Here is a 20,898-nt window from a genome sequence, read left to right as displayed (position 1 = left end):
ATAGCGTGCCGGGGAACAGCCACCACGAGGAGGGGCAATGGCGCACGAGGCACTGGTCGCGGGCATCGGCGGCAAGGAACCGGTCCTGGAGGAGGACGCCTACGCGGCGCCCACCTCCGTCCTGCTGGGCGAGGTGACGCTGCGCCGGGGCGCGAGCGTCTGGTACGGCGCGGTGCTGCGGTCGGAGGCGGGCCCGATCGTCGTCGGCGAGGACAGCAACGTCCAGGACAACTGCACGCTCCACGTCGACCCGGGTTTCCCGGTCACCATCGGCCGGGGCGTCTCCATCGGCCACAACGCGGTGGTGCACGGCGCGACCGTGGAGGACGACTGCCTGATCGGCATGGGGGCCACCGTGCTCAACGGCGCGGTGATCGGCGCCGGTTCGCTGGTGGCCGCGCAGGCGCTGGTGCCGCAGGGGATGCGGGTGCCGCCGGGCTCCCTGGTCGCCGGGGTGCCCGCCAAGGTGCGGCGGGAGCTCACCGAGGAGGAGCGTGAGGGGCTCAAGCTGAACGCGGCCCACTACACCGAACTGGCGAAGACCCACCGCGCAGCCCACGCGGGCGACTGAGCCGCCGCGGGTTCGGGCCCCCGGGCCCGGACCCGGACCCGGGACTCGGCGCCGCGGGCTCGCGGCCTCAGCGCTCGGTGGCCGGCTCGGGCTCCCGCCCGGCCTCCGCCGGCGGCGTCGTGTCCTCCCCGGCCGGCTCCACCGCGTCCGTCCCGGGGTGGGAGGCCGTCATCCGGGCGGCCCGGCGCTTCATCAGCACCATGGAGGTGATGCCGACGGCCACCGCGAGCACCAGCCCCACCCAGGAGAACCGCTTCAGCCATGCCTCGGCGACGATGCCGACGTAGTAGATGACCGCGGTGGTGCCGCCGGCCCAGACGATGCCGCCGGTGACGTTGGCGATCAGGAACTTCCAGTACGGCATCCGCAGCACGCCCGCCAGGGGGCCGGCGAAGATCCGCAGCAGGGCGACGAACCGGCCGAAGAAGACGGCCCACATCCCCCACTTGTCGAAGGACTTCTCCGCGGCGGCCACATGCCCCTCGCTGAAGTGCTTCGGGAACTTCGCCGCCAGCCAGGCCAGCAGCGGCCGGCCGCCCTTGCGTCCGATCGCGTAGCCGATCGAGTCGCCGACGATCGCGCCGGCGCTCGCGCAGATGCCGAGGATCAGCGGATCGATGCCGGCGTGCTGGGAGGACAGCAGGGCCGAGGAGACCAGCACGATCTCGCCGGGCAGCGGGATACCCAGACTCTCCAGTCCGATGACGATGCCCACCAACGCGTAGACCGCGCCCGCCGGCACCGTCTCGAGCCACTCCTGGACGTGCACCTGTGCCTTCTTCCTGCGTTCGTCGCCGGTCGTCCGGTCACCACCGACCGGTGCGCGTGTTCGCCGTGTTCGCCTCAACGGCGCGGGGGGCGTCGGCACCCGTGCCCGCACCCGCGCCCGCTGCCGGGAAGCCTACCGTCCACCGGCCGTAACCCGGCCGCCCCGTCGGGGGCGGATCCGGTCGGCACGGCCGCCACCGGCCCCGCTCCGGTACCTCACGGACGACGAACGGTGACCAAAGCGTGTCCGCGCGCCACTAGGGTTACGAGCCATGTGGCCAGGACAGCAGCCGCCCGGTGGCGAGCAGAACCCCAACCCCCCGCAGCAGCCGGTGAACCCCTACCAGCAGCCGGGGTACCAGCAGCAGCCCAACCCGTACCAGCAGCCCGGCTACCAGCAGCAGCCGCAGCAAGGTCCGTACACCCCGCAGGGACAGTGGGGCCCCGCCGTGCCCGCGGGCCCGGCGCAGTCCCCCGGCGGCGGGCCGGTGGACCCGTCGCGGCGGACCAAGCTGGTCGCGATCGTCGCGGCCTCGGCCGTGGTGCTGACCGCCGCGGTGACCGGTTTCCTGGTGCTCGGCGACGACGACGGGAAGGCCGTGGCCGGCGGTGACGCCAAGCCGTCCGCGTCCGCCTCGAAGTCCGCCTCCCCGAAGGAGAGCGCCGCCGGGGGCGAGAACCCCCGCGGCGGCGAGGAGCTGAAGCCGACCGTCCCGGGCTGGAAGGTCGTGGTGAACCCCAAGTGGGGCACCGCCTTCGACGTCCCGGCGGACTGGGAGGTGGAGAGCCCGGACACCTTCATCGGGTTCGAGGAGGACGGCGGGGAGATCGGCAAGCCGCTGATCGTCATGTCGGCGCCGGCGTACTACAAGTCGAAGTGGTGCGTCTCGGACGACGACAAGGACGGCCGCGAGGACGAGACCGCCCTGGCGGCGGTCGGCACCAAGGGCGCCAACGGGGCGAAGGACACCGACGAGGTGGCGCTCAACCACTCCCCCATCTGGGTCTTCGGCGGTTACACGCAGCCCGACAAGAAGAGCATCAAGGCCGACGAGAAGGCGGAGCCCTACACCACCGCCTCCGGCGTCGAGGGCAGCATCGCCTGGGCCCGTTCGGAGAACACCCCGGCCAAGGGCAAGTGCGCCACCGACGGCAAGGCCGTGACCTTCGGCTTCAAGAACTCCAACGGCGACTTCGTCGCCTGGAGCCTCTACGGGGCCTCCGGCGTCGACGACGAGCTGTCGGAGGACACCATCATGAAGATCCTCGACACGGTCCGGCTTGAGGGCACTCCCACCGGCTGACGCCCGGCGACCGGAAACGGGTTTGGCAGCGGCGCCGGTCGGCGGCGATAGTGCGGGGGTGACCACCCCTCCCGCCCTGTCGCCGCGCACCGGCGGCCGCCGCAACTACACCCTGCTCACCGCAGCCGCCTGCGTCACCAACCTGGGCGGCGCGGGCGCCACCATCGCCTCGGCCTTCGCCGTGCTCGAGTCCGGCGGCACGGGCGGCGACGTGGGCCTGGTGGTCGCCTCCCGCACGCTGCCGCTGGTGCTGTTCCTGCTCATCGGCGGCGCGATCGCCGACCGGCTTCCCCGGCACCGGGTGATGGTGGCGGCGAACACCGTCAACTGCCTCTCCCAGGCCGCCTTCGCCGCCCTGGTCCTCGCCGGGGAGGCGCGGCTGTGGCAGATGATGCTGCTGGCCGGTCTCGGCGGCGCCGCGCAGGCGTTCTTCGGCCCCGCCTCGGAGGGCATGCTGCTCTCCTCCGTCGCTCCCGGCGAGGCCGCCCGGGCCTTCGCCGTCTACCGCATGGCGATGCACGGCGCCTCGCTCGGCGGCGCGGCCCTCGGCGGTGCGATGGTCGCCGCGATGGGGCCCGGCTGGGTGCTGGCCGTGGACGCCGCCGCCTTCGCGGTCGCCGCCTCGCTGCGCGCGCTGCTCGACGTCCGCGGCATCGCGCCGCGTGAGCCCGGCGGAGGCATGCTCTCCGACCTCCGCGAGGGATGGCGGGAGTTCGCCTCACGGCCCTGGCTGTGGGGCATCGTCGTCCAGTTCTCGGTCGCCAACGCCGTGGTCGGCGCGGCCGAGGCGGTGTACGGGCCGCTGGTCGCCCGGGACAGTCTGGGCGGCGCGGGCCCCTGGGGTCTGGCCCTGGCCGCGTTCGGCGCGGGCACGATGGTGGGCGGTCTCCTGATGACCCGCTGGAAACCGCGCCGCCTGCTCCTGGCCGGCACCCTGTGCGTCTTTCCGCTCGCCCTGCCCAGCGCTGCCCTCGCGGTCCCGGTGCCGACCGGCGTGCTGTGGTCGGTGATGTTCGTGACGGGCGTGACCGTCGAGGTCTTCGGCGTCTCCTGGATGACGGCGCTGCACCAGGAGATACCGGAGGACAAGCTGTCCCGGGTCTCCGCCTACGACTGGTTCGGCTCGATCGCCATGGTGCCGCTGGCCACGGCGCTGGCCGGACCGGCAGAGACCGCGTTCGGCCGCACCAGCGCGCTGTGGGGCTGCGCGGGCCTCGTCGTCCTGGTGACCGCCGCGGTCCTCCTCGTCCCCGACGTCCGCAACCTCACCCGCCGCGTCACGCCGCCCGTCGGCCCGGGCGTCGCCCTCGCCGGAAAACCCTCCCCGGCATCCGCCGAGCAACCCGCTGGGGCGTCCGCCCCCGGGGCCCCGGCGGCCCCCCGCGCCGCCGCCCCCACAGCGTCCGACGTGGCCTGACCGCCGGCCCACGCACCCGTGCCGCCCCGTGACGGGGCCGCGGGGTACCCACCCCGCGCCCCGCGTCGCCAGGTGCGCCCGCGCCCCGCGTCGCCGGGTGCGCACCCCGTGCCCCTCCGCGGGCGGCACGGGGCGTCAGGGGCTCAGCCGATGCCGAAGGCCCCCTCCGGCGGCTCCGGCGACGGCACCGCGTCCGCGTCGGCGACGGGACGTGCTCGGCCGGTGAAGTCCCGCAGGGCCTCGCCGTGCACCACCCGCGCCGGGAACGCGTCCGACGCCGTCCGCCGGGCCACCGCGGCGACGTCCAGCGCGCCCCGCGAGCCGACCAGCAGCGCGTTGCCGAACCGCCGTCCCCGCAGCATCCCCGGCTCGGCGATCAGCGCCGTCTCCCCGAAGACCTCCGCGACCGTGGCGATCTGGGACCGCAGGAACGCGAACGGCGCGCCGTCCGCGAGGTTGGCGACGTACACGCCCTCCCCCCGCAGGACCCGCCCCGCCTCCCGCACGAACCCCAGGGAGGCCAGGTGCGCCGGCACCCTGGAGCCGCCGAACACGTCCGCCACCACCAGGTCCGCGCTCTCCGGCGGGGCCGACTCCAACCACACACGTGCGTCCCCCACATGTGGCCGCACCCCACTGTCCTCCGGCAGCGGCAGGTGCTCCAGCACCAGTTCCAGCAGCCCGCTGTCGTACTCGACCACCTGCTGACGCGACCCCGGCCGGGTCCCCGCCACATATCTCGGCAACGTGAGCGCCCCGCCCCCCAGATGCACCGCGTCCAGCGCCTTCCCCGGCTCCCCCAGGGTGTCCACCAGGTGTCCGATCCGGCGGGTGTACTCGAACTCCAGATGCGCCGGTTCGTCGAGGTCGACGTAGGACTGCGGCGCCCCGTCGACGGTCAGCAGCCAGGCCCGCTCGCGGTCCACGTCCGGCATCAGTTTGGCGGTGCCGTGGTCGACGGCGCGGGTCACGGGTACGGGCTCGTTCACCCGGCCATTGTGCCGGTATGACGGTATGTCGTACGCCACGGCAGGAGGCGATCACCCCACATCCTCGGTTACTGTCGCCGAATGCTCGATGCCACCACCCGCTCCGGGGGCACCGTTTCGGCTCCGTCCCCCGCCGAGGCAGCTGGATTAGTGATCGCCCCGCCCGTCCTCCCGCCCCTTCCGCATCCCCCGGCCCACGCGGCCTCCGTGGCCGCGCCCCCCGCACCGCTCCCCCGTGCTCCGATGGCCCGCTGCGCCCGCCTCCTCCTCTCGCCGTGGGCCCGGCTCGGCCTGCTGCTGGCGCTCCTCGCCGCCGCCGCCTCCGTGGTCCTGATGTTCGAGCCGCAGCGGCTGGTCTCCGAGGGCTGGCCGCCCCAGTTCGGCGGCGGCCTCGCCGCGGCCGTCTTCGGCGTGGCCTACGGCCTGTGCACGGTGGCCTTCGTGCCGCGCCCGGTGCTCAACCTGGCGGCCGGCGCGCTCTTCGGGGCCTGGCTGGGCCTGGCCGCGGCGCTCGGCGGCACGGTGCTTGGCGCAGGTCTCGCCTTCGGCCTGGGCCGCCTGCTCGGCCAGGACGCGCTGCGGCCGCTGCTGCGCGCCCGCTGGCTCCGGTCCGCCGACAGCCAGCTGAGCCGGCACGGGTTCCGCTCGATGATGGTGCTGAGACTTTTCCCGGGCGTCCCGTTCTCGGCCGCCAACTACTGCGCCTCCGTCTCCCGGATGCGCGCCTCCTCGTTCCTGTCGGCCACCGCGCTGGGCTCGGTCCCCAACACCGCCGCGTACGCGGTCGCCGGGTCCCAGGCCTCCAGCCCCACCTCGCCCGCCTTCCTGATCGCGGTGGCGGTCATCGCCCTCCCGGCCATGGGCGGCACGCTCGTCGCCTGGCGCAAACGGCACCACCTGCGCGGCCGCTGACCGGTCGACGGCACGACGCGTCGCGTTCACCCGCAGATCACCGGACGGACGGCCCGGGGCCGCTACAGTGCCCGAGCCGTCGTGGCCGTCGTCCTCCCGTCCTCCCCGATCAGCGCTGGGACTGCCTTTACCCATGTCTTGGTTCGAATCACTCGTCCTCGGGCTCGTCCAGGGGCTGACCGAGTTCCTCCCCATCTCCTCCAGTGCCCATCTGCGGCTGACCGCCGCGTTCTCCGGCTGGAGGGACCCGGGGGCCGCGTTCACCGCGATCACCCAGATCGGAACCGAGATCGCGGTCCTGATCTACTTCCGCAAGGACATCGGCCGCATCGTCTCCGCCTGGTTCCGCTCGTTGCGGGACCGGGAGATGCGGCGGGACCACGACGCGAAGATGGGCTGGCTGGTGATCGTGGGCTCGATCCCGATCGGCGTGCTCGGCGTGACGCTGAAGGACCACATCGAGGGCCCGTTCCGTGATCTGCGGGTCACCGCCACCATGCTGATCGTGGTCGGCGTCGCGATCGGCGTCGCCGACCGCCTGGCCGAACGCGCCGAGACGGGCGGGCGCCACCGCGTCCGGCAGCCGAAGGACCTCTCGCACCTCGGGTTCCGCGACGGCCTGATCTTCGGCGTCTGCCAGGCCATGGCCCTGATCCCCGGGGTCTCCCGGTCCGGCGCCACCATCAGCGGGGGCCTCTTCATGGGCTACCGCCGGGAGGCCGCCGCCCGGTATTCCTTCCTGCTGGCCATTCCGGCCGTGCTCGCCTCCGGCCTCTTCGAACTCGGCGACGCCATGAAGGGGTCCCACATCTCCTGGGGGCCGACCGTCTTCGCCACCGTGGTCGCGTTCCTCTGCGGCTACGCGGTGATCGCCTGGTTCATGCGCTTCATCTCGACCAAGTCCTTCATGCCGTTCGTCTGGTACCGGATCGCCCTTGGCCTGGTGATTCTCGGCCTGATCGGGGCCGGTGTGCTCAGCCCGCACGCGGCCGAACTGTAGCCGGGCGGTAGCGGAGTGTCATACCTTGCCCCTAGGGTGGGCGCCATGCTCCTCAATTCCGAGGTCCCCGCGCGCTCCGCCGCCGAGCTGAACGACATGATCCGCGCCCTGTGGCTCCGTTCCAGCGGCGCGCCGACCGCCCAGGACCGCGCCCGGTACGAACAGCTGGTCGTCGAGTGGGCCCGCGCCGTGCGCGCCGAGGCACTGCAGCCGGTCTAGGTCCGCCGCACCGGCTCAGGGCAGCAGGTGCGCGAAGGCCTCCGCGTCGAGCGGGTACACCCGCTCCGGCGGCAGCAGCGCCGCCGCCCCCGCCATGTCACCCGCCCTGACGTGCGCGTGGATCGCGTGCGCCTTCGGCGTCACGTCCTCGACGGACACGATCCACTCGTCCGCGTACCGGGCCGCCGCCTCACCCGCCAGCCCCAGCTGCAGCGACCGGTGGGGCAGCGGCCGCAGCCTCAGGTCCCGCTCCGGGTCCCACTGCACCCGGGCCGGCGCCCGCCGCAGCCTCCGGCTCCAGGACGCCCGGTCCTCGTGCGTGCCGCGCACGTAGTGCGAGAGACAGGCGTTGCGCAGGGCCCATTCGAACCCCTCCCGGCGGATCTCCACGGCCAGCACCGTCTCCTGGCCTTCCTTGGCGGCCCAGCCGCAGCGGTACATCATCCACAGGAAGGACGGCTTGATCCAGGTCATCCGGTCCCGCTTCCACTCCTGCGGGAACCGCCCGTCACGCGCGGCGGGCAGCCCGATGGCGGGCCGATAGGCCTGGTAGACGGTGACGGTGTCCTCCGTGTGGACCGCCCTGACCTGGTGGCGGGGGCCGGGCTCGGGGGTGTCGTGCTCGCTCATCGCGCCAGCCTCGCCGACGCGCCCCGGCGTGCGCCACACGTTTACCTCCCGCGCGCTTGCCTCCCGCGCCGACGTCCCGCGCGTCCGACCCGCGCGTTTCCGTCCCGCACGACCCGTCTCGCCGCGCGGATCGCGGGCACTTGGTGGACATGACGGCCGGGCGTTGGATCACTTCCTCCTGGCGGCGGCCGGTGGCGGCCGCCGTGGCGGGGGCGTTGCCGGTGCTCGCCTTCCCCGAGCCCGGCTGGTGGTGGATCGCCCCCGTCGCACTGGTGCCCTGGCTCCTGCTGGTCCGCCGCGCGCCGACCGGCCGGCGGGCCGCACTGGACGGCTGGTGCGGCGGCTTCGGGCTGATGCTCGCCGCGCACCACTGGCTGCTGCCGAGCCTGCACGTCTTCACGCCGGTCCCGGCGGTGCTCCTCGGGGCACTGTGGGCGCCGTGGGGCGTGCTGGCCCGGCGGCTGCTGGCCGGCACGCCCTCGGCCCGCCGTGCCGCCGCCGCGCCGGCCGCCCTGCCGTCGGCCTGGCTGATGATCGAACTGGTCCGCTCCTGGCAGGGCCTCGGCGGCCCCTGGGCCATGCTGGGCGCGAGCCAGTGGCAGACGGCTCCCGCCCTGAAGCTGGCCTCAGTGGGCGGCGTCTGGCTGCTGAGCTTCCTGCTCGTCTGCGTCAACACGGCCGTGACGCTGCTGGTCGCGGTCCGTACCGCCCGCGTTCCGGCGGTGGCCGCGCTGGCCGCCGTGGTGCTGGGCACCGTGTCGGCCTGGGCGTGGGCGCCGCGGCCCGCCCCGGGCGACACGGCCAGGGTCGCGCTGGTGCAGCCGGGCGTGGTCTCCGGCGCGGACGCACCCGAGCGGCGCTTCGCCCTCCAGGAGCGCCTGACCCGCTCCCTGACCGGGCGCGGGGTAAACCTGGTGGTCTGGGGCGAGAGCAGCGTGGGCGCGGACCTCGGCGCCCGGCCGGACCTGACCCGCAGGCTGGCCGAGCTCTCCCGCGGGACCGGCGCGCCGCTGCTGGTGAACGTGGACGCCCGCCGCTCGGACCGTCCCGGGATATACAAGAGCGCGGTGCTGGTCGGGCCGGACGGGCCCACCGGGGACCGCTACGACAAGATGCGGCTGGTCCCGTTCGGCGAGTACGTGCCGCTGAGGTCGCTGCTCGGCTGGGCCACCTCGGTGGGGCGGGCGGCCGACGAGGACCGCCGCCGGGGCTCGGACCCGGTGGTCATGGACGCCGCTCCCGGGCTGACGCTGGGGCCGCTGGTCTGCTTCGAGTCGGCCTTCCCCGACATGAGCAGGCATCTCGCGGCCGAGGGCGCGGGGCTGCTGGTCGTCCAGTCCGCCACCTCCACCTTCCAGGAGAGCTGGGCCCCGGAGCAGCACGCCTCGCTGGCCGCGCTGCGCGCCGCCGAGACGGGCGTGCCGGTGGCGCACGCCACCCTGACCGGGGTCTCCGCCGTGTACGACGGTTCCGGGCACCAGGTGGGCCCCCGGCTCGGCACCTCGGATCGCGGGGTCTCGGTCCACACGCTCCCCCTGGCCGGGCCCGGAGCCACGCTGTACACCACCTGGGGTGCCTGGCCCCTGCCGTGCGCCGCCGCCGTGCTGCTGGTCCTGGCCGCCGGCCGCGTGATGTCCCGCCGCCGCTGACGGCCCGCCGCCCGTCCCGCCCGCCGCCCGGCGCGCGGCAACCCCGGCGGCCCGGCGTCACCCGTACGAAGGGACCGCCCGCCTGTCGGCTGTTCTCCGTCGGCCCGCACCCTCCAGAGTGACGAGGGTGAAGCGAACGACGACCACCGCACTGCTTCTCGTCACCCTCTCCGGTGTCGCCCTCTCCGGCTGCGTGACGGTTCCCCCCGCGACCGCGCCCCCCGGCGCCTCCACCGCGCCGTCCGCCCGCTCCGCGCCCGGCCCGGACGGCAAGGGCGAGCCGCTGCGCGTGAAGTCCGGCGGCCCGGGCGGCGCCGAGTCCGGCTCCGGCGGCGACGCGGACGAGGACGGCGAGAACGGCGGCAAGGGGAAGGCCGGCAAGAAGGGGAAGGCCGGCAAGGGCGGCAAGAAGGGCAAGGAGGCCGACGACGCCCCGAAGGCCCGGGACGACGAGGACACGGGCCGTGGCGGGTCCGGTTCCGGCGGCTCCGGCGACACGCGGGACAAGGACGACCGCCCCGCTCCGCCGCGGGGCGGCGACCGCGGCCGCGAGGCCGCCGACCGGCCGGACAGGCCCCGCGGGGTCAGGGGCGGCTCGGTCGACGCCTGCGGCATCGGCACCGAGTACGGCGGCTGGCGTCAGGGCAGCGCCGAGGAGGCGATGTGCCGGAACATGCAGAACCGCGCCACCAAGTGAGCGGCGGGGCCGGGTGGCACCGGCGAGACCGGGCCGTGAACCTCCCGAGGCAGTGGCCCCTCCGAAGGCGATGAGCTCAACGGATGCCGCGAGCCCTCCGGACGCCGTAAGCCCTCCGGACGCCGCGAGCCCTCCGGACGCCGTAAGCCCTCCGGACGCCGTGAGCCCTCCGAAGGCGATGAGCTCCACGGACGCCGTGAACTCTCGGGAGGCCGTGAGCCCTCCGAGAGGCGGAAGCCGTCCGGGGCCCGAGCGGGCCCCGCCGGGCGCCCCTCACGGCTCCAGACCGGCCTCCAGTGACCGGATCGCCTCGCGTACCCGGGTCCCGTGACCGTCGTACGGCAGTCCCTCGGCCGCCGACCTGGCCCGGCCGAGGTGGCTGCGGGCCGCTTCCGGGCAGCCCAGTTTGGCGTAGTCGGCGGCGATGTTGAGGTGCAGCGAGGGGTACAGCGACCGCACCGACTCCATCAGCTCCTCGGCGGCTGACAGCGCCCGCAGGTCCCAGGCCAGTTCGTCCGCGGGGTCGTCCTGCGTGTCGGCCAGGTAGTGGGCGAGGGCGCAGCGGTGGAAGGCGTCGCCGTCGGCGCCGATCTCCTCCCACAGACCGAGGAAACGTCCCCGCGCCTCCTCGCGGTCACCGCCGTGGTGCAGCAGCACGGCCTGGCCGATCCGGGTCCTCACCGCGAGTCCGTTCGCGTCCGGTTCCTGAAGCTCCATCGCGTCCTCCGTCGCCCGCCGCTCCCGGCATGACCCGCGGGTCCGCCGCACGGCGGGCCCGCGGTCGACGCTAGGGCCACCGGGCCCGCACCGCCCGGCGACGCGGTCCGGTCGGCCGCACACTCCCCTTCGGCGGACGGCCGGACGGGTCGGAACCCGGGTCTCAGCCGAGGTCCGGGATCCGCCAGTCGATCGGCTCGTGGCCCTGGGCCGCGATCGCGGCGTCGATCTGGGTGAACGGCCGCGAGCCGAAGAACTTCTTGGCCGACAGCGGCGAGGGGTGCGCGCCCTTGACCACCGCGTGCCGGGTCTCGTCGATCAGCGGCAGCTTCTTCTGGGCGTAGGCGCCCCACAGCACGAAGACGGCCGGGTCGGGCCGGTCGACGACCGCGCGGATGACGGCGTCGGTGAACTTCTCCCAGCCCTTGCCCTTGTGCGAGTTGGGCTCGCTCTCGCGGACCGTGAGCACCGCGTTGAGCAGCAGCACACCCTGCTCCGCCCAGGGCATCAGGTAGCCGTTGTCCGGGATCGGGTGGCCGAGTTCGGCCTGCATCTCCTTGTAGATGTTCCGCAGCGACGGGGGCGTCCGCACGCCCGGCCGGACGGAGAAGCACAGGCCGTGGCCCTGGCCGGGGCCGTGGTAGGGGTCCTGGCCGAGGACGAGGACCTTGACCTTGTCGTAGGGCGTCGCCTCGAGGGCCGCGAAGACCTCCTCGCGGGGCGGGTAGACGGGGCCGTTCGCCCGCTCCTCCTCGACGAACCCGGTCAGCTCCTTGAAGTAGGGCTGCTCCAGTTCGCCGCCCAGAACCCCGCGCCAGGACTCGGGCAGCATGGCGATGTCGGTCACGTCAACGTCCTCCGGTGTGCGGTCACTTCCAGGTCTGGAACCTACAGGCGACCACCGACAACGCCACCGGCGGGCCGGGGCGCGCGGGGGCGTGAGGGCCGCCGACGCGGCGCGGGCCCGGCGCCGGCGGTTTCCCGCCGGCCACCGGGCCCGCGCCCGTCACCGGTGCCGGTCAGGCGACACCGGCGTTCAGGAAGAGACCGCCCTCGATCACCAGGTTCTGCCCGGTGATCCAGCCGGAGGCCTCCGAGGTGAGGAACGCGGCCGCGCCCCCGATGTCCTCCGGCACGCCGAGGCGGCCGAGCGGGTAGCCGGCCGCCACCTCGGCCTCGCGGTTCTCGTACAGCGCCTCGGCGAACTTGGTCTTGATCACTCCGGGCGAGATCGAGTTGACCCGGACCCGCGGCGAGAACTCGTGCGCCAGCTGCAGGGTCAGGTTGATCATCGCGGCCTTGCTGATGCCGTAGGGGCCGATGAACGGCGAGGCCTGGACACCGGCGACCGAGGCGATGTTGACGATGGTGCCGCCGTTCTCCCGCTGCCAGGCCGCCCAGGTCTTCTGGGCGAAGCCGAGCGCGGAGATCACGTTGGTCTCGAAGACCTTGCGCGCGACGTTCAGGTCGACGTCGGCGATCGGCCCGAAGACCGGGTTCGTACCGGCGTTGTTGACCAGGTGGTCGATCCGGCCGAACGCCTCCATGGTGGCGGCGACGACCGCTTCCTGGTGCTCCAGGTCGTGGGCCTTGCCGGCGACGCCGATGGCCCGGTCGGCGCCCAGGCGCTCGACGGCCTCCTTCAGCGCCTCCTCGTTGCGTCCGGTGATGCAGACGCGGTCACCGCGGGCGACGAACGCCTCGGCGATGCCGAAGCCGATGCCCCGGCTGGCGCCGGTGATGACGGCGACCTGGCCGGAGAGCTCGGGCTTGTCGGTCATGTGGGATTACCTCCGTGTCCCGGTACCGCGCGGTCCGGTGTCAGTTGAGGGGGCCGCCGGCCACGTACAGGACCTGGCCGGAGACGAAGCCGGCCTCCTCGCCCGTGAAGAAGGCGACGGCGTTGGCGATGTCCTCGGGAACGCCGACCCGCTGGACCGGGATCATCGCGGCGGCGCCCTTCTTGAAGTCCTCGAAGTCCACGCCCACGCGGTCGGAGGTGGCCTTGGTCATCTCGGTGGCGATGAAGCCGGGGGCGACGGCGTTGGCGGTGATGCCGAACTTGCCGAGTTCCTTGGCGAGCGTCTTGGTGAAGCCCTGCAGACCGGCCTTGGCGGCGGAGTAGTTGGCCTGGCCGCGGTTGCCCAGCGCCGACGACGAGGACAGGTTGACGATGCGGCCGAACTTGGCGTCCACCATGTACTTCTGGCAGGCGCGGGCCATCAGGAAGGCGCCCTTGAGGTGGACGTTCATGACGGTGTCCCAGTCCAGGGCGCTCATCTTGAACAGCAGGTTGTCGCGGAGCACGCCCGCGTTGTTGACCAGGACGGTCGGCGCGCCGAGCTCCTCGGCGATCCGGGCGACGGCGGCCTCCACCTGCGCCTCGTCGGAGACGTCGCAGCCGACGCCGATCGCCTTGCCGCCGGCCGCGGTGATCTGCTCGACGACGTCCTTGCAGTTGGCCTCGTCCAGGTCGATGACCGCGACGGCGCGGCCCTCGGCGGCCAGCCGGACGGCGGTGGCGGCGCCGATGCCGCGCGCGCCACCGGTGACTACCGCGACTCGCTGCTCAGTGGTGGACATGGGTGGTTCTCCTCGCCCTCGGAAAGCCTGGTACGCCTTCGGTGATCCTGCGGTGCGGCCTCGGCCCGAACGACTCGCCCGGCGGATGAGCGACCGCTTAGTACCCTCGACAGGACGTGACGCTAGAAGCCCGGGCACCCGCTGTCAACGGGCCACCGCGCGATGTGATCCACCTGACCGGTCCGGGGGACCGTGAGGGGCGCCTATCGGACGAGGAGGTCCAGCAGCCGGTCGGCCTCGGCCGCCGGATCGGCCGTCAGACCGGTGTGCACCGGGCCGGGCTGGAGCACCGTGGACCGGGGCGCGACCAGCCACCGGAACCTCTTGCCGGCGTCGTCCCCGGCGGCCTGGCCGGCCGCGTCGCCGCCCGCGCAGACGGCCTCCACCGCGCGCAGCGCGGCCCGCACGGCGGCCACGTCGGCCCGCGGGTCCAGGGCGAGCAGCCGCGCCTCGTCCAGATGGGTCCGCGCCGCGACGAACCGCTCGCCGCGGCAGTAGAGCAGCACGCCGGCATTGACGCATTCGCCCCGCTCGACCCGCGGCACGGCCCGCAGCAGCGCGTACTCGTAGACCTGCCGGTCGCGGGCGCGCCGGTCGACGACGTTGCGGGTGAACACCTGGCGGTCGGCGTCGTGCCGTTCGACGTGCCGGCTCACTTCAGTCCTTCGATGCGTCGGTGGATGCCGGCGGCGCGCGCCAGCAGTGGGCGGGCGTAGGCGCGACGGAGTTCGTCGGGCGAGCCGAACCCGGGCTCGTCGGCCAGCCAGGCGTCGGGGATCTCGGCGGTGACCTCGGCGAGGAGTTCGCCGGTCACCAGCGGCGCCAGGGCCGCGGCGGCCGCGGCGACGTCCGGGGAGAACCCGGCGAGGACGTGGTCGGCGGCGTTGTACGGCCGTGCCGCGGAGGCCTCGGCGGCGGGCCAGTTGTGGTGCCAGATCATGGTGGCGCCGTTGTCGATCAGCCAGAGCCCGCCCCGGTGCATGAGCAGGTTGGGGTTGCGCCAGGACCGGTCCACGTTGTTGACGAGGGCGTCGAACCAGACGATCCGCCCGGCCTCCTCGGGGGTGACGTGGAACGCCAGCGGGTCGAAGCCGACGGCGCCGCCGAGGAACTCCATGCCGAGGTTGAGTCCGCCGCTGCCACGCAGCAGGTCCTGCACCTCACGGTCGGGTTCGCCGAGCCCGAGCGCGGGATCGAGGTCCACGGCGACCAGGCGGGGCATCCGCAGGCCGAGCCGCCGGGCCAGTTCCCCGCACACCACCTCGGCGGTGAGCGTCTTGGGGCCCTGACCGGCGCCGCGGAACTTGAGCACGTAGAGGCCGAGGTCGTCCGCCTCGACGAGCCCGGGCATGGACCCGCCCTCACGCAAGGGCGTGACGAAGCGGGAGGCTGCGACTTCGCTGAGCATCCGCCCAGGCTATACGGTGCCGCCCCTCATGATCGGCGGGGTTCCGGGCCTGCCTGGGCCGTGGCCGGCGGGCCCGCGTCGCCGCCCGGCGGCACGTGGTCGCCGCCCAGCGGCACGTGCCAGACCAGGCGGGTGCCGCCGCCGTCGGGGGTGCTCAGGTCCATGGTCCCGCCGAGTTGTCCGGCGCGTTCGCCCATGTTGCGCACCCCGCTGCGGCGGCCTCCGGAGGGCATGCCGACGCCGTCGTCGGTGACGGTGAGCCGCACGGCCCGCCGGTCGGTCTCCAGCGAGACGTCGGCCCGGCTCGCGTGTGCGTGCCGTGCGACGTTGGTCAGCGCCTCGGAGAGCACGGCCACCACGTGGTCGGCGATCCTCGGGGACACGTCGGTGTCGACCAGGCCCTGCATCCGCACGGCGGGCGCGAACCCGAGCACCGGGGCGGCCCGGCCGGCCACCCGCACCACCCGCGCCCGCAGTCCGGACGGGGTCCCGTCGGCGTGGGAGCGGAGGCCGAAGACGGTGGACCGGATGATCTTGATGGTCTCGTCCAGGTCGTCGACCGCGCGCACCACCCGGTCCGCGGCCCGCGGGTGCTCGATGAACCGGCCGGCGCTCTGGAGGGTCATCCCGGTGGCGAACAGCCGCTGGATGGCGAGGTCGTGCAGGTCGCGGGCGATCCGGTCGCGGTCCTGGAGCACGGCCACCCGCTCGGCGTCGTGGCGGCGGTCGGCCAGTTCCATGGCGATGGCGGCCTGGGCGGCGAACGCCTGGAGCGGCTCCGTCTCCTGCTCGGTGTAGACGGGCTCCCCGGCCTCGCGCATCAGCATCACCACGCCCCGCACCTCGGTGTCGCCCGTGCCGATGGGCAGGGCGACCGCGGGACCGAGCCCGGTGACCCGGGCGGCGGAGGTGGCGAGCCGCTCGTCGTGGGCGACGTCGTCGCTGGTGACCGGCGCGGCCGAGGAGAAGGCGGTGCCGAGCAGGCCGCTGCCGGGTCTCGTCTCGGCGCCGTGGAACCTCTCGCCGTCGGCGCCGGTGGCCAGCTCGACCCGGAGGGTCTCGCCCCCGTCGACCGGGACGGCGACCAGGGCGCGGGCCGCCCCGGTGATCTCGCGGGCGCGGTCGGCGACCAGCCGGAGCACCTCGGTGCGGCCGGTGCCGGACATCAGGCTGTGGGTGACCTCCGCGTTGGCGCGCAGCCACCGCTCGCGCAGCCGCGACTCCTCGTAGAGGCGGGCGTTGTCGATCGCCACCCCCGCCGCGACGGCCAGCGTGGACAGCACCGCCTCGTCGTCCTCGTCGAACTGGGCGCCGCCCCGCTTCTCGGTCAGGTAGAGGTTGCCGAAGACCTGGTCGCGCACCCGGATCGGGACGCCCAGGAAGCTGTCCATCGGCGGGTGGTTCGGGGGCAGGCCGAAGGAGGAGGCGTGCTCGGAGAGCCGGGTGAGCCGCAGCGGCCGCGGACGCCGGATCAGTTCGCCGAGGATGCCGTGTCCCTCGGGGTGGGCGCCGATCTCCGAGATCCCGTTCTCGTCCACCCCGACGGTGTGGAAGGCGGAGAGGCGCCGGCCGTCCGGGCCGATCACGCCGAGCGCCGCGTACCGGGCGTCGACCAGGGACGCGGCCGCCTCCACGATGCCGCGGAGCGCCTGTTGGAGGTCAAGTTCCCTGCCGACCGCGAGAACCGCGTCCAGGAGGCTGTGCACCCGGTCCCGGGTGCCCCGGGCGAGGTCGAGCCGTGCCTGGACCTCCTGCAGCAGCTCGTCGAGCTGGAGCTGGGGCAGCCGCATCCGCGGCTGCTCGTGCGATGCGTCGGTGCTGCCCACCGTCGGCCTTTCAGTGCTGGTCGCGGCCCTGCCGGTCCTGTACCTGGCTGGCGATGACGGCCGCCTGGATACGGCGCTCGACGCCGAGCTTGGCCAGCAGCCGCGAGATGTGGTTCTTGACGGTCTTCTCGGCGAGGTAGAGCCGCTGCCCGATCTGCCGGTTGGTCAGGCCCTCGCCCACCAGCGCGAGGATCTCCCGCTCCCGTTCGGTCAGCCCGGGCAGCGGCTCGGGCTCCGGTTCCGGGGCCGCCCCGGCCCTGAGCCGGGCCATCAGCTTGGCGGTGGCGCTGGGGTCCAGCAGCGACTTGCCCTGGGCGACCATCCGCACGGCGGAGATCAGGTCGGATCCCTGGATCTGCTTGAGCACGTACCCGGAGGCCCCGGCCATGATGGAGTCCAGCAGGGCCTCCTCGTCGTCGAACGAGGTGAGCATCAGGCAGGCCAGGTCCGGCATCCGCGACCGCAGCTCCCGGCAGACGGACACCCCGTCGCCGTCCGGCAGGCGCACGTCGAGCACGGCGACCTGCGGGCGCAGCGCCGGCACGCGCACCATGGCCTGCTCGACGGTTCCGGCCTCGCCCACCACGGTGATGTCCGGCTCGTCGTCCAGCAGGTCGCGTACGCCCCGCCGCACCACTTCGTGATCGTCCAGCAGGAAGACCCTGACCGGGCCCTCGGTTCCGGTCCGCCCGGTGTCCGACATCGTTCTCCTTCTCGCAGGTCCGCCGCGCCGTCGTACGGCGCCGCCCGACTGGGCCGGCCCCCGCCGGAGAGCATCTCCGGCCCGGGCCGGGGGCCGACAGGGCCGGACGGCCCTCGGGCCCCCGGCCGGTCGGCCCCGGATTACAGGGTCGCCCATCGGCCGGTCGCCCCGGCGGCCGGGTCCGCCTCAGGATCCGAGGCCGGCCGTGTGCGGAGCGTGCCCGCCGATCACCTCCCGGCCGGTGACCAGTTCGGGAAGGATCCGGATGAAGACCTCCTGCCGCGCGGGCACCGGTACCCAGGAGCGGGGTCCGCGCTCCAGCAGGCGCCGGTGCTCCCGCGGGTCGGTCACCACCTCGGCGGCCCCGGTGACGACGACGCTCCAGCCCGCTCCCGCCACCCGGTCGACCTCGTCCGCCTCGAACGCGACGACGGTCCCGTCGACGGCCCGGGCCAGTTCGGAGGCGGCCGAGGTGCGCAGCACCACCGCGCCGTCGTGGTCCAGGCGGAAGTTCACCGGCAGCACGGCGGGCAGTGCCTGCCGGGTGTGCACGATCCGGCCGATGGCGGCGGTCGCCAGCAGGCGCAGGCTCTCCCGGCGGTCGAGTTCGCGGAATCCGTCGTTGCGGTACATGGCCGTTCCGTCTTTCGCCCGGTGCGGAAATGCAGAGGATGTGCGTCGATTCTCGGGGTTCGCCCCCTTCTCGTGCGAGGGTCCTCCGGCCGTCTCCGGCGCGGCCACCCGTCCCGGCCGCGGTGGGCCGTTGGGCCCCGTGCCCGCTCCGCCGCCGCGGGCCCGGAGCGGGCACGGCCGGTCGTGGTCAGTCGTGAGCGACGACCGCGACGGGCACGGTGGCGTGGTGCATCACCGCGTGGGCGACCGGCCCGATGTGGATGCCGAGCGTGCCGCGCCGGACGCGCCGTCCGACGACGACGAGGGAGGCCGCCGCCGCCGCGTCCAGCAGATGGTCGGCGGCCCCGCCGGTGCGCGAGACCTCGGTCACCCGGACCTCGGGGTGCTTCTCCCGCCACGGCGCCAGCGTCTCGGTCAGCAGCCCGGCCATCTCCCGGGCGTACTGGTCGTACAGGTCGACCGTGGCGGCCACGGCGTGGACCGTGTACGGCGGCAGCGTCCAGCTCTGCACCACGCGCAGGGGGGCGTGACGGCGGGCCGCCTCCTCGAAGGCGAAGGCGATGACGGCGTCGCTAGGCCGCTCGGTGTCGATGCCGAGGACGACGGGCCGGAAGGCGGCGTCCGTCGCGTTCCCGGCCGTGGGCAGGTGCTCGTCGGCTGCCGTCTCCCCCGCCCGCACCAGGACCACCGGCGTGCGGCCGGCGGCGACCACGGCCTGTCCCACCGAGCCGACCAGGAACCCGCCCAGCCTGCCCAGGCCGCGCGAGCCCAGCACCAGCAGTTCGGCGTCGGCGGCCGCCTCCGGAAGCACCTCGGCCGGCCGTCCGGCGATCAGCTCCTCGGACAGGTCCAGGCCGGGGTGGCGCCCGGCGATCTCCTCGGCCACCGAGCGCAGGACCTTGCCGCTCCAGTGCTCCAGGGTCGCGAGGTCGGTGGCGGTGGCGGCGGCCAGGCGGTCGGGCAGCGGCTCCCACACCTGGACGAGCTTCAGCGGCAGCCCGCGCAGCCGCGCCTCGCGGGCGGCCCAGCCGGCGGCGGCACGGCTCGCCGGGGAACCGTCGATCGCGGCGATGATGGTGCGGGTCATGGTGGCCTCCTGGATCGGCGTCTGCCGTCAGCCTGCCGGGGGACGGGGCCGTCGCGCGTGGGCCTCAGGACCTCCGGGCAGGGCCGACCGGCCCCATCCGGCCGAGGCCGGTCGGCGGACCGGCGGCGGGTGGCCCGGGCGCGCCGGACGGACGGCCCGTCTCCGGATGCACGGTCCGTCTCCGGATGCACGGCCCGTGTCCGGATGCACGGCCGGGGCGGCGGGCCCGGGCGCCGGACCGCCCGCGGGGGCCGGCCCCTTGTCCCCCGCCGGGGCCCGGGTGAGAGTGTGCTGGCCGGCGGCGCGCCGGCGACGAGACCGGGAAAGGCAGCACATGGCAGCGGAGCAGCGGCGTGGCCGGAAGATCATGATGACGGCGGAGGAACTGGACGCGTTCCTCTCCACCGGGCGCACCTGCCGTGTCGCCACCGTCTCACCGGACGGCGCCCCGCACGTGAGCGCCCTGTGGTTCGTCTGGGACGGCTTCTCTCTCTGGCTCTACTCCCTCACCCGCAGCCGTCGTTGGGCCGACCTGCGCAAGGACCCGCGGGTGGCCGTGGTGGTCGACTCCGGTGAGGAGTACGGGCAGTTGCGCGGCGCGGAGCTGTCCGGCACCGCCGAGTTCGTCGGCGAGGTCCCCCGCACCGGCGAGCCGTGCCCCGAACTGGACGTCGTGGAAACCCTGTTCGCCCGCAAGTACTTCGGCCTGGAGGAGCTGCCTCACGACCACCGGCACGCCTGGATCCGCCTCACACCGCAGGCCGTGGCCTCCTGGGACTTCCGCAAGATCCCCCGGAGCTGACCCGCCGCGCGGCGGGCGGGCGGGCGGCGGGCGGCGGGCGCCCTCACCCCTCGCCGCGCCCACCGCTCGCGCGCAGGGCCGCGACCACCGCGCGGATCGCCGGCCGCCGGTCCGCGTCCTGCCGCCACACCGCGTAGACGTGGCGCGACACCCGCGGCCGCAACGGCACGGTCACCACGCCGTCGGGGACCGGCTCCCGGCCCAGCGCGGGCACCACGCACACGCCCAGGCCGGCCGCCACCAGGGCGAGCTGGGTGTGCGTCTCGGGGGCCCGGTGGGCGAGGTCCGGCTCGACGCCCCTGGCCCGCAGGGTGGCCAGCAGCCACTCGTGGCAGAACTCCCCCGCGCCCCAGGTGATCCACTCCTCCCCGGCCAGCTCGGCGAGATCGATCTCCGCCTCCCCGGCGAGCCGGTGCCCGGCCGGGAGCGCCGCCTCGGCGGGGTCGTCGAGGAGCGGGGCCGTCCGCAGCCCATCCGGAACCGCCAGCGGCCGGTCGTGCCAGTCGAGCACCACGGCGAGGTCGTGGTCGCCGCGTGCCACGCCCACCACCGCCGCCCCCGGGTCGACCTCCCAGGACCGCACCCGCAGCGCGGGGTGCTCCGCGCGCAGCGCCGCGAGCGCCCGGGGCAGCAGGCCCCGGGCGGCGGTCGGGAACGCCGCGACCCGCAGCTCGCCCGCCACGGATCCGCGCCGCGCCTCCAGGTCCGCCCGCGCCCGTTCCGCCTGCACCAGGATGCGTGCCGCGTGCTGGGCCAGCAGCAGGCCCGCGTCGGTGAGCCGCACCCCGCGGCCGTGCTTGGCGATCAGCCGTTCCCCGGCCTCCCGCTCCAGCTTGGCCAGTTGCTGCGAGACCGCCGAGGTGGTCACGTGCAGCGCCTCGGCGGCACCGCCCACGGACCCGTGCCGCGCCAGCGCGTCCAGGACCCGCAGGCGTTCGAGGTTCATCATGACGGCGATGCTACGAGGGCCCCGGCCGCGCCCC

At 74.5% G+C, this 20,898-nt stretch carries 23 protein-coding genes; 9 read left to right on the top strand and 14 right to left on the bottom strand.

The window, feature by feature from the left end:
- Nucleotides 1-37 precede the first annotated feature (37 nt).
- On the top strand, nucleotides 38-571 hold the full coding sequence (locus tag GBN72_RS13720; protein ID WP_151772074.1) for a gamma carbonic anhydrase family protein: 534 nt from the start codon (nucleotides 38-40) through the stop codon (nucleotides 569-571).
- A gap of 67 nt (nucleotides 572-638) precedes the next feature.
- On the opposite strand, the gene GBN72_RS13715 is transcribed toward GBN72_RS13720, so the two are convergent.
- Nucleotides 639-1,340 carry a DedA family protein gene (locus tag GBN72_RS13715; protein WP_151772073.1) on the bottom strand — a complete coding sequence of 234 codons (702 nt, stop codon included), beginning with the start codon at nucleotides 1,338-1,340 and terminating at the stop codon, nucleotides 639-641.
- Between the two features lie 271 nt (nucleotides 1,341-1,611).
- Here GBN72_RS13715 and GBN72_RS13710 point away from each other — a divergent pair, with 271 nt between their 5' ends.
- Together GBN72_RS13710 and GBN72_RS13705 are read left to right on the top strand one after the other, a co-directional pair.
- A complete protein-coding gene (locus tag GBN72_RS13710) occupies nucleotides 1,612-2,643 on the top strand; it encodes a DUF8017 domain-containing protein (RefSeq protein WP_151772072.1) in 1,032 nt (343 codons plus the stop codon).
- Nucleotides 2,644-2,701: 58 nt separating this feature from the next.
- A complete protein-coding gene (locus tag GBN72_RS13705) occupies nucleotides 2,702-4,060 on the top strand; it encodes an MFS transporter (protein WP_151772071.1) in 1,359 nt (452 codons plus the stop codon).
- A gap of 143 nt (nucleotides 4,061-4,203) precedes the next feature.
- Here the strand turns inward: GBN72_RS13705 and GBN72_RS13700 are convergent, their stop codons facing one another.
- On the bottom strand, nucleotides 4,204-5,049 hold the full coding sequence (locus GBN72_RS13700; RefSeq protein ID WP_151772070.1) for a spermidine synthase: 846 nt from the start codon (nucleotides 5,047-5,049) through the stop codon (nucleotides 4,204-4,206).
- An 81-nt stretch (nucleotides 5,050-5,130) separates the two neighbouring features.
- On the opposite strand from GBN72_RS13700, the gene GBN72_RS13695 reads away from it, so the two are divergent.
- From GBN72_RS13695 to GBN72_RS34095, 3 genes are all read left to right on the top strand, one after another.
- A complete protein-coding gene (locus GBN72_RS13695; RefSeq protein WP_151772069.1) occupies nucleotides 5,131-5,961 on the top strand; it encodes a TVP38/TMEM64 family protein in 831 nt (276 codons plus the stop codon).
- A 133-nt stretch (nucleotides 5,962-6,094) separates the two neighbouring features.
- Nucleotides 6,095-6,961 (top strand): undecaprenyl-diphosphate phosphatase, encoded by an 867-nt coding sequence (locus tag GBN72_RS13690; protein ID WP_151772068.1) that lies wholly within the window; start codon nucleotides 6,095-6,097, stop codon nucleotides 6,959-6,961.
- Between the two features lie 45 nt (nucleotides 6,962-7,006).
- Nucleotides 7,007-7,180, top strand: a complete 174-nt coding sequence (locus GBN72_RS34095) for a hypothetical protein (protein WP_164540620.1) — start codon at nucleotides 7,007-7,009, stop codon at nucleotides 7,178-7,180.
- A 15-nt stretch (nucleotides 7,181-7,195) separates the two neighbouring features.
- On the opposite strand, the gene GBN72_RS13685 is transcribed toward GBN72_RS34095, so the two are convergent.
- A complete protein-coding gene (locus GBN72_RS13685; protein ID WP_151772067.1) occupies nucleotides 7,196-7,810 on the bottom strand; it encodes a DUF4291 domain-containing protein in 615 nt (204 codons plus the stop codon).
- Between the two features lie 149 nt (nucleotides 7,811-7,959).
- On the opposite strand from GBN72_RS13685, the gene lnt reads away from it, so the two are divergent.
- Together lnt and GBN72_RS13675 are read left to right on the top strand one after the other, a co-directional pair.
- Nucleotides 7,960-9,459: an apolipoprotein N-acyltransferase gene (gene lnt, locus GBN72_RS13680; protein ID WP_151772066.1), complete on the top strand. Its 1,500-nt coding sequence runs from the start codon at nucleotides 7,960-7,962 to the stop codon at nucleotides 9,457-9,459.
- Nucleotides 9,460-9,586: 127 nt separating this feature from the next.
- Nucleotides 9,587-10,156, top strand: a complete 570-nt coding sequence (locus GBN72_RS13675) for a hypothetical protein (RefSeq protein WP_151772065.1) — start codon at nucleotides 9,587-9,589, stop codon at nucleotides 10,154-10,156.
- Between the two features lie 273 nt (nucleotides 10,157-10,429).
- Here GBN72_RS13675 and GBN72_RS13670 read toward each other — a convergent pair whose 3' ends face one another.
- From GBN72_RS13670 to GBN72_RS13625, 10 genes are all read right to left on the bottom strand, one after another.
- Nucleotides 10,430-10,873: a hypothetical protein gene (locus tag GBN72_RS13670; protein WP_151772064.1), complete on the bottom strand. Its 444-nt coding sequence runs from the start codon at nucleotides 10,871-10,873 to the stop codon at nucleotides 10,430-10,432.
- Nucleotides 10,874-11,036: 163 nt separating this feature from the next.
- Nucleotides 11,037-11,705, bottom strand: coding sequence for a uracil-DNA glycosylase (locus GBN72_RS13665; protein ID WP_151772630.1), 669 nt, complete (start codon nucleotides 11,703-11,705; stop codon nucleotides 11,037-11,039).
- 187 nt (nucleotides 11,706-11,892) lie between these two features.
- Nucleotides 11,893-12,654: an SDR family oxidoreductase gene (locus GBN72_RS13660; RefSeq protein ID WP_151772063.1), complete on the bottom strand. Its 762-nt coding sequence runs from the start codon at nucleotides 12,652-12,654 to the stop codon at nucleotides 11,893-11,895.
- A gap of 40 nt (nucleotides 12,655-12,694) precedes the next feature.
- Nucleotides 12,695-13,456, bottom strand: coding sequence for a 3-oxoacyl-ACP reductase FabG (gene fabG / locus GBN72_RS13655; protein WP_151772062.1), 762 nt, complete (start codon nucleotides 13,454-13,456; stop codon nucleotides 12,695-12,697).
- Nucleotides 13,457-13,659: 203 nt separating this feature from the next.
- Nucleotides 13,660-14,073 carry a DUF3037 domain-containing protein gene (locus GBN72_RS13650; protein ID WP_151772629.1) on the bottom strand — a complete coding sequence of 138 codons (414 nt, stop codon included), beginning with the start codon at nucleotides 14,071-14,073 and terminating at the stop codon, nucleotides 13,660-13,662.
- A gap of 35 nt (nucleotides 14,074-14,108) precedes the next feature.
- Nucleotides 14,109-14,864 (bottom strand): HipA family kinase, encoded by a 756-nt coding sequence (locus GBN72_RS13645; protein ID WP_151772061.1) that lies wholly within the window; start codon nucleotides 14,862-14,864, stop codon nucleotides 14,109-14,111.
- Nucleotides 14,865-14,890: 26 nt separating this feature from the next.
- Entirely contained in the window at nucleotides 14,891-16,654 is a 1,764-nt protein-coding gene (locus tag GBN72_RS13640; protein ID WP_151772628.1) for a sensor histidine kinase, read from the bottom strand.
- A 46-nt stretch (nucleotides 16,655-16,700) separates the two neighbouring features.
- The gene (locus GBN72_RS13635) at nucleotides 16,701-17,393 is read right to left on the bottom strand and encodes a response regulator (protein ID WP_151772060.1); all 693 of its coding nucleotides are present in this window, start codon (nucleotides 17,391-17,393) and stop codon (nucleotides 16,701-16,703) included.
- Between the two features lie 186 nt (nucleotides 17,394-17,579).
- Nucleotides 17,580-18,026: a pyridoxamine 5'-phosphate oxidase family protein gene (locus GBN72_RS13630; protein ID WP_151772059.1), complete on the bottom strand. Its 447-nt coding sequence runs from the start codon at nucleotides 18,024-18,026 to the stop codon at nucleotides 17,580-17,582.
- A gap of 187 nt (nucleotides 18,027-18,213) precedes the next feature.
- Nucleotides 18,214-19,113 carry a universal stress protein gene (locus tag GBN72_RS13625; RefSeq protein WP_151772058.1) on the bottom strand — a complete coding sequence of 300 codons (900 nt, stop codon included), beginning with the start codon at nucleotides 19,111-19,113 and terminating at the stop codon, nucleotides 18,214-18,216.
- A gap of 334 nt (nucleotides 19,114-19,447) precedes the next feature.
- Between GBN72_RS13625 and GBN72_RS13620 the strand changes: the two genes are divergently transcribed.
- Nucleotides 19,448-19,915: a pyridoxamine 5'-phosphate oxidase family protein gene (locus GBN72_RS13620; RefSeq protein WP_151772057.1), complete on the top strand. Its 468-nt coding sequence runs from the start codon at nucleotides 19,448-19,450 to the stop codon at nucleotides 19,913-19,915.
- Between the two features lie 43 nt (nucleotides 19,916-19,958).
- Here the strand turns inward: GBN72_RS13620 and GBN72_RS13615 are convergent, their stop codons facing one another.
- Nucleotides 19,959-20,864 carry a LysR family transcriptional regulator gene (locus GBN72_RS13615; RefSeq protein WP_151772056.1) on the bottom strand — a complete coding sequence of 302 codons (906 nt, stop codon included), beginning with the start codon at nucleotides 20,862-20,864 and terminating at the stop codon, nucleotides 19,959-19,961.
- Nucleotides 20,865-20,898: the final 34 nt, after the last annotated feature.

This window comes from Streptomyces abyssomicinicus (assembly GCF_008974245.1).
Taxonomy (GTDB): domain Bacteria; phylum Actinomycetota; class Actinomycetes; order Streptomycetales; family Streptomycetaceae; genus Streptomyces; species Streptomyces abyssomicinicus.
The sequence above is the reverse complement of the archived record's forward strand: the minus strand, read 5'-3'. Positions and strand labels throughout refer to the sequence as shown.

Bases quoted from the DNA above. Each gene is read 5' to 3' on its own strand.
- GBN72_RS13630 (WP_151772059.1), bottom strand. From the start codon at position 18,026: ATGTACCGCAACGACGGATTCCGCGAACTCGACCGCCGGGAGAGCCTG.
- GBN72_RS13720 (WP_151772074.1), top strand. From the start codon at position 38: ATGGCGCACGAGGCACTGGTCGCGGGCATCGGCGGCAAGGAACCGGTC.
- GBN72_RS13670 (WP_151772064.1), bottom strand. From the start codon at position 10,873: ATGGAGCTTCAGGAACCGGACGCGAACGGACTCGCGGTGAGGACCCGG.
- GBN72_RS13625 (WP_151772058.1), bottom strand. From the start codon at position 19,113: ATGACCCGCACCATCATCGCCGCGATCGACGGTTCCCCGGCGAGCCGT.
- GBN72_RS13640 (WP_151772628.1), bottom strand. From the start codon at position 16,654: ATGCGGCTGCCCCAGCTCCAGCTCGACGAGCTGCTGCAGGAGGTCCAG.
- GBN72_RS13685 (WP_151772067.1), bottom strand. From the start codon at position 7,810: ATGAGCGAGCACGACACCCCCGAGCCCGGCCCCCGCCACCAGGTCAGG.
- GBN72_RS13635 (WP_151772060.1), bottom strand. From the start codon at position 17,393: ATGTCGGACACCGGGCGGACCGGAACCGAGGGCCCGGTCAGGGTCTTC.
- GBN72_RS13660 (WP_151772063.1), bottom strand. From the start codon at position 12,654: ATGACCGACAAGCCCGAGCTCTCCGGCCAGGTCGCCGTCATCACCGGC.
- GBN72_RS13665 (WP_151772630.1), bottom strand. From the start codon at position 11,705: ATGCTGCCCGAGTCCTGGCGCGGGGTTCTGGGCGGCGAACTGGAGCAG.
- lnt (WP_151772066.1), top strand. From the start codon at position 7,960: ATGACGGCCGGGCGTTGGATCACTTCCTCCTGGCGGCGGCCGGTGGCG.
- GBN72_RS13615 (WP_151772056.1), bottom strand. From the start codon at position 20,864: ATGATGAACCTCGAACGCCTGCGGGTCCTGGACGCGCTGGCGCGGCAC.
- fabG (WP_151772062.1), bottom strand. From the start codon at position 13,456: ATGTCCACCACTGAGCAGCGAGTCGCGGTAGTCACCGGTGGCGCGCGC.
- GBN72_RS13710 (WP_151772072.1), top strand. From the start codon at position 1,612: ATGTGGCCAGGACAGCAGCCGCCCGGTGGCGAGCAGAACCCCAACCCC.
- GBN72_RS34095 (WP_164540620.1), top strand. From the start codon at position 7,007: ATGCTCCTCAATTCCGAGGTCCCCGCGCGCTCCGCCGCCGAGCTGAAC.
- GBN72_RS13620 (WP_151772057.1), top strand. From the start codon at position 19,448: ATGGCAGCGGAGCAGCGGCGTGGCCGGAAGATCATGATGACGGCGGAG.
- GBN72_RS13690 (WP_151772068.1), top strand. From the start codon at position 6,095: ATGTCTTGGTTCGAATCACTCGTCCTCGGGCTCGTCCAGGGGCTGACC.
- GBN72_RS13645 (WP_151772061.1), bottom strand. From the start codon at position 14,864: ATGCTCAGCGAAGTCGCAGCCTCCCGCTTCGTCACGCCCTTGCGTGAG.
- GBN72_RS13695 (WP_151772069.1), top strand. From the start codon at position 5,131: ATGCTCGATGCCACCACCCGCTCCGGGGGCACCGTTTCGGCTCCGTCC.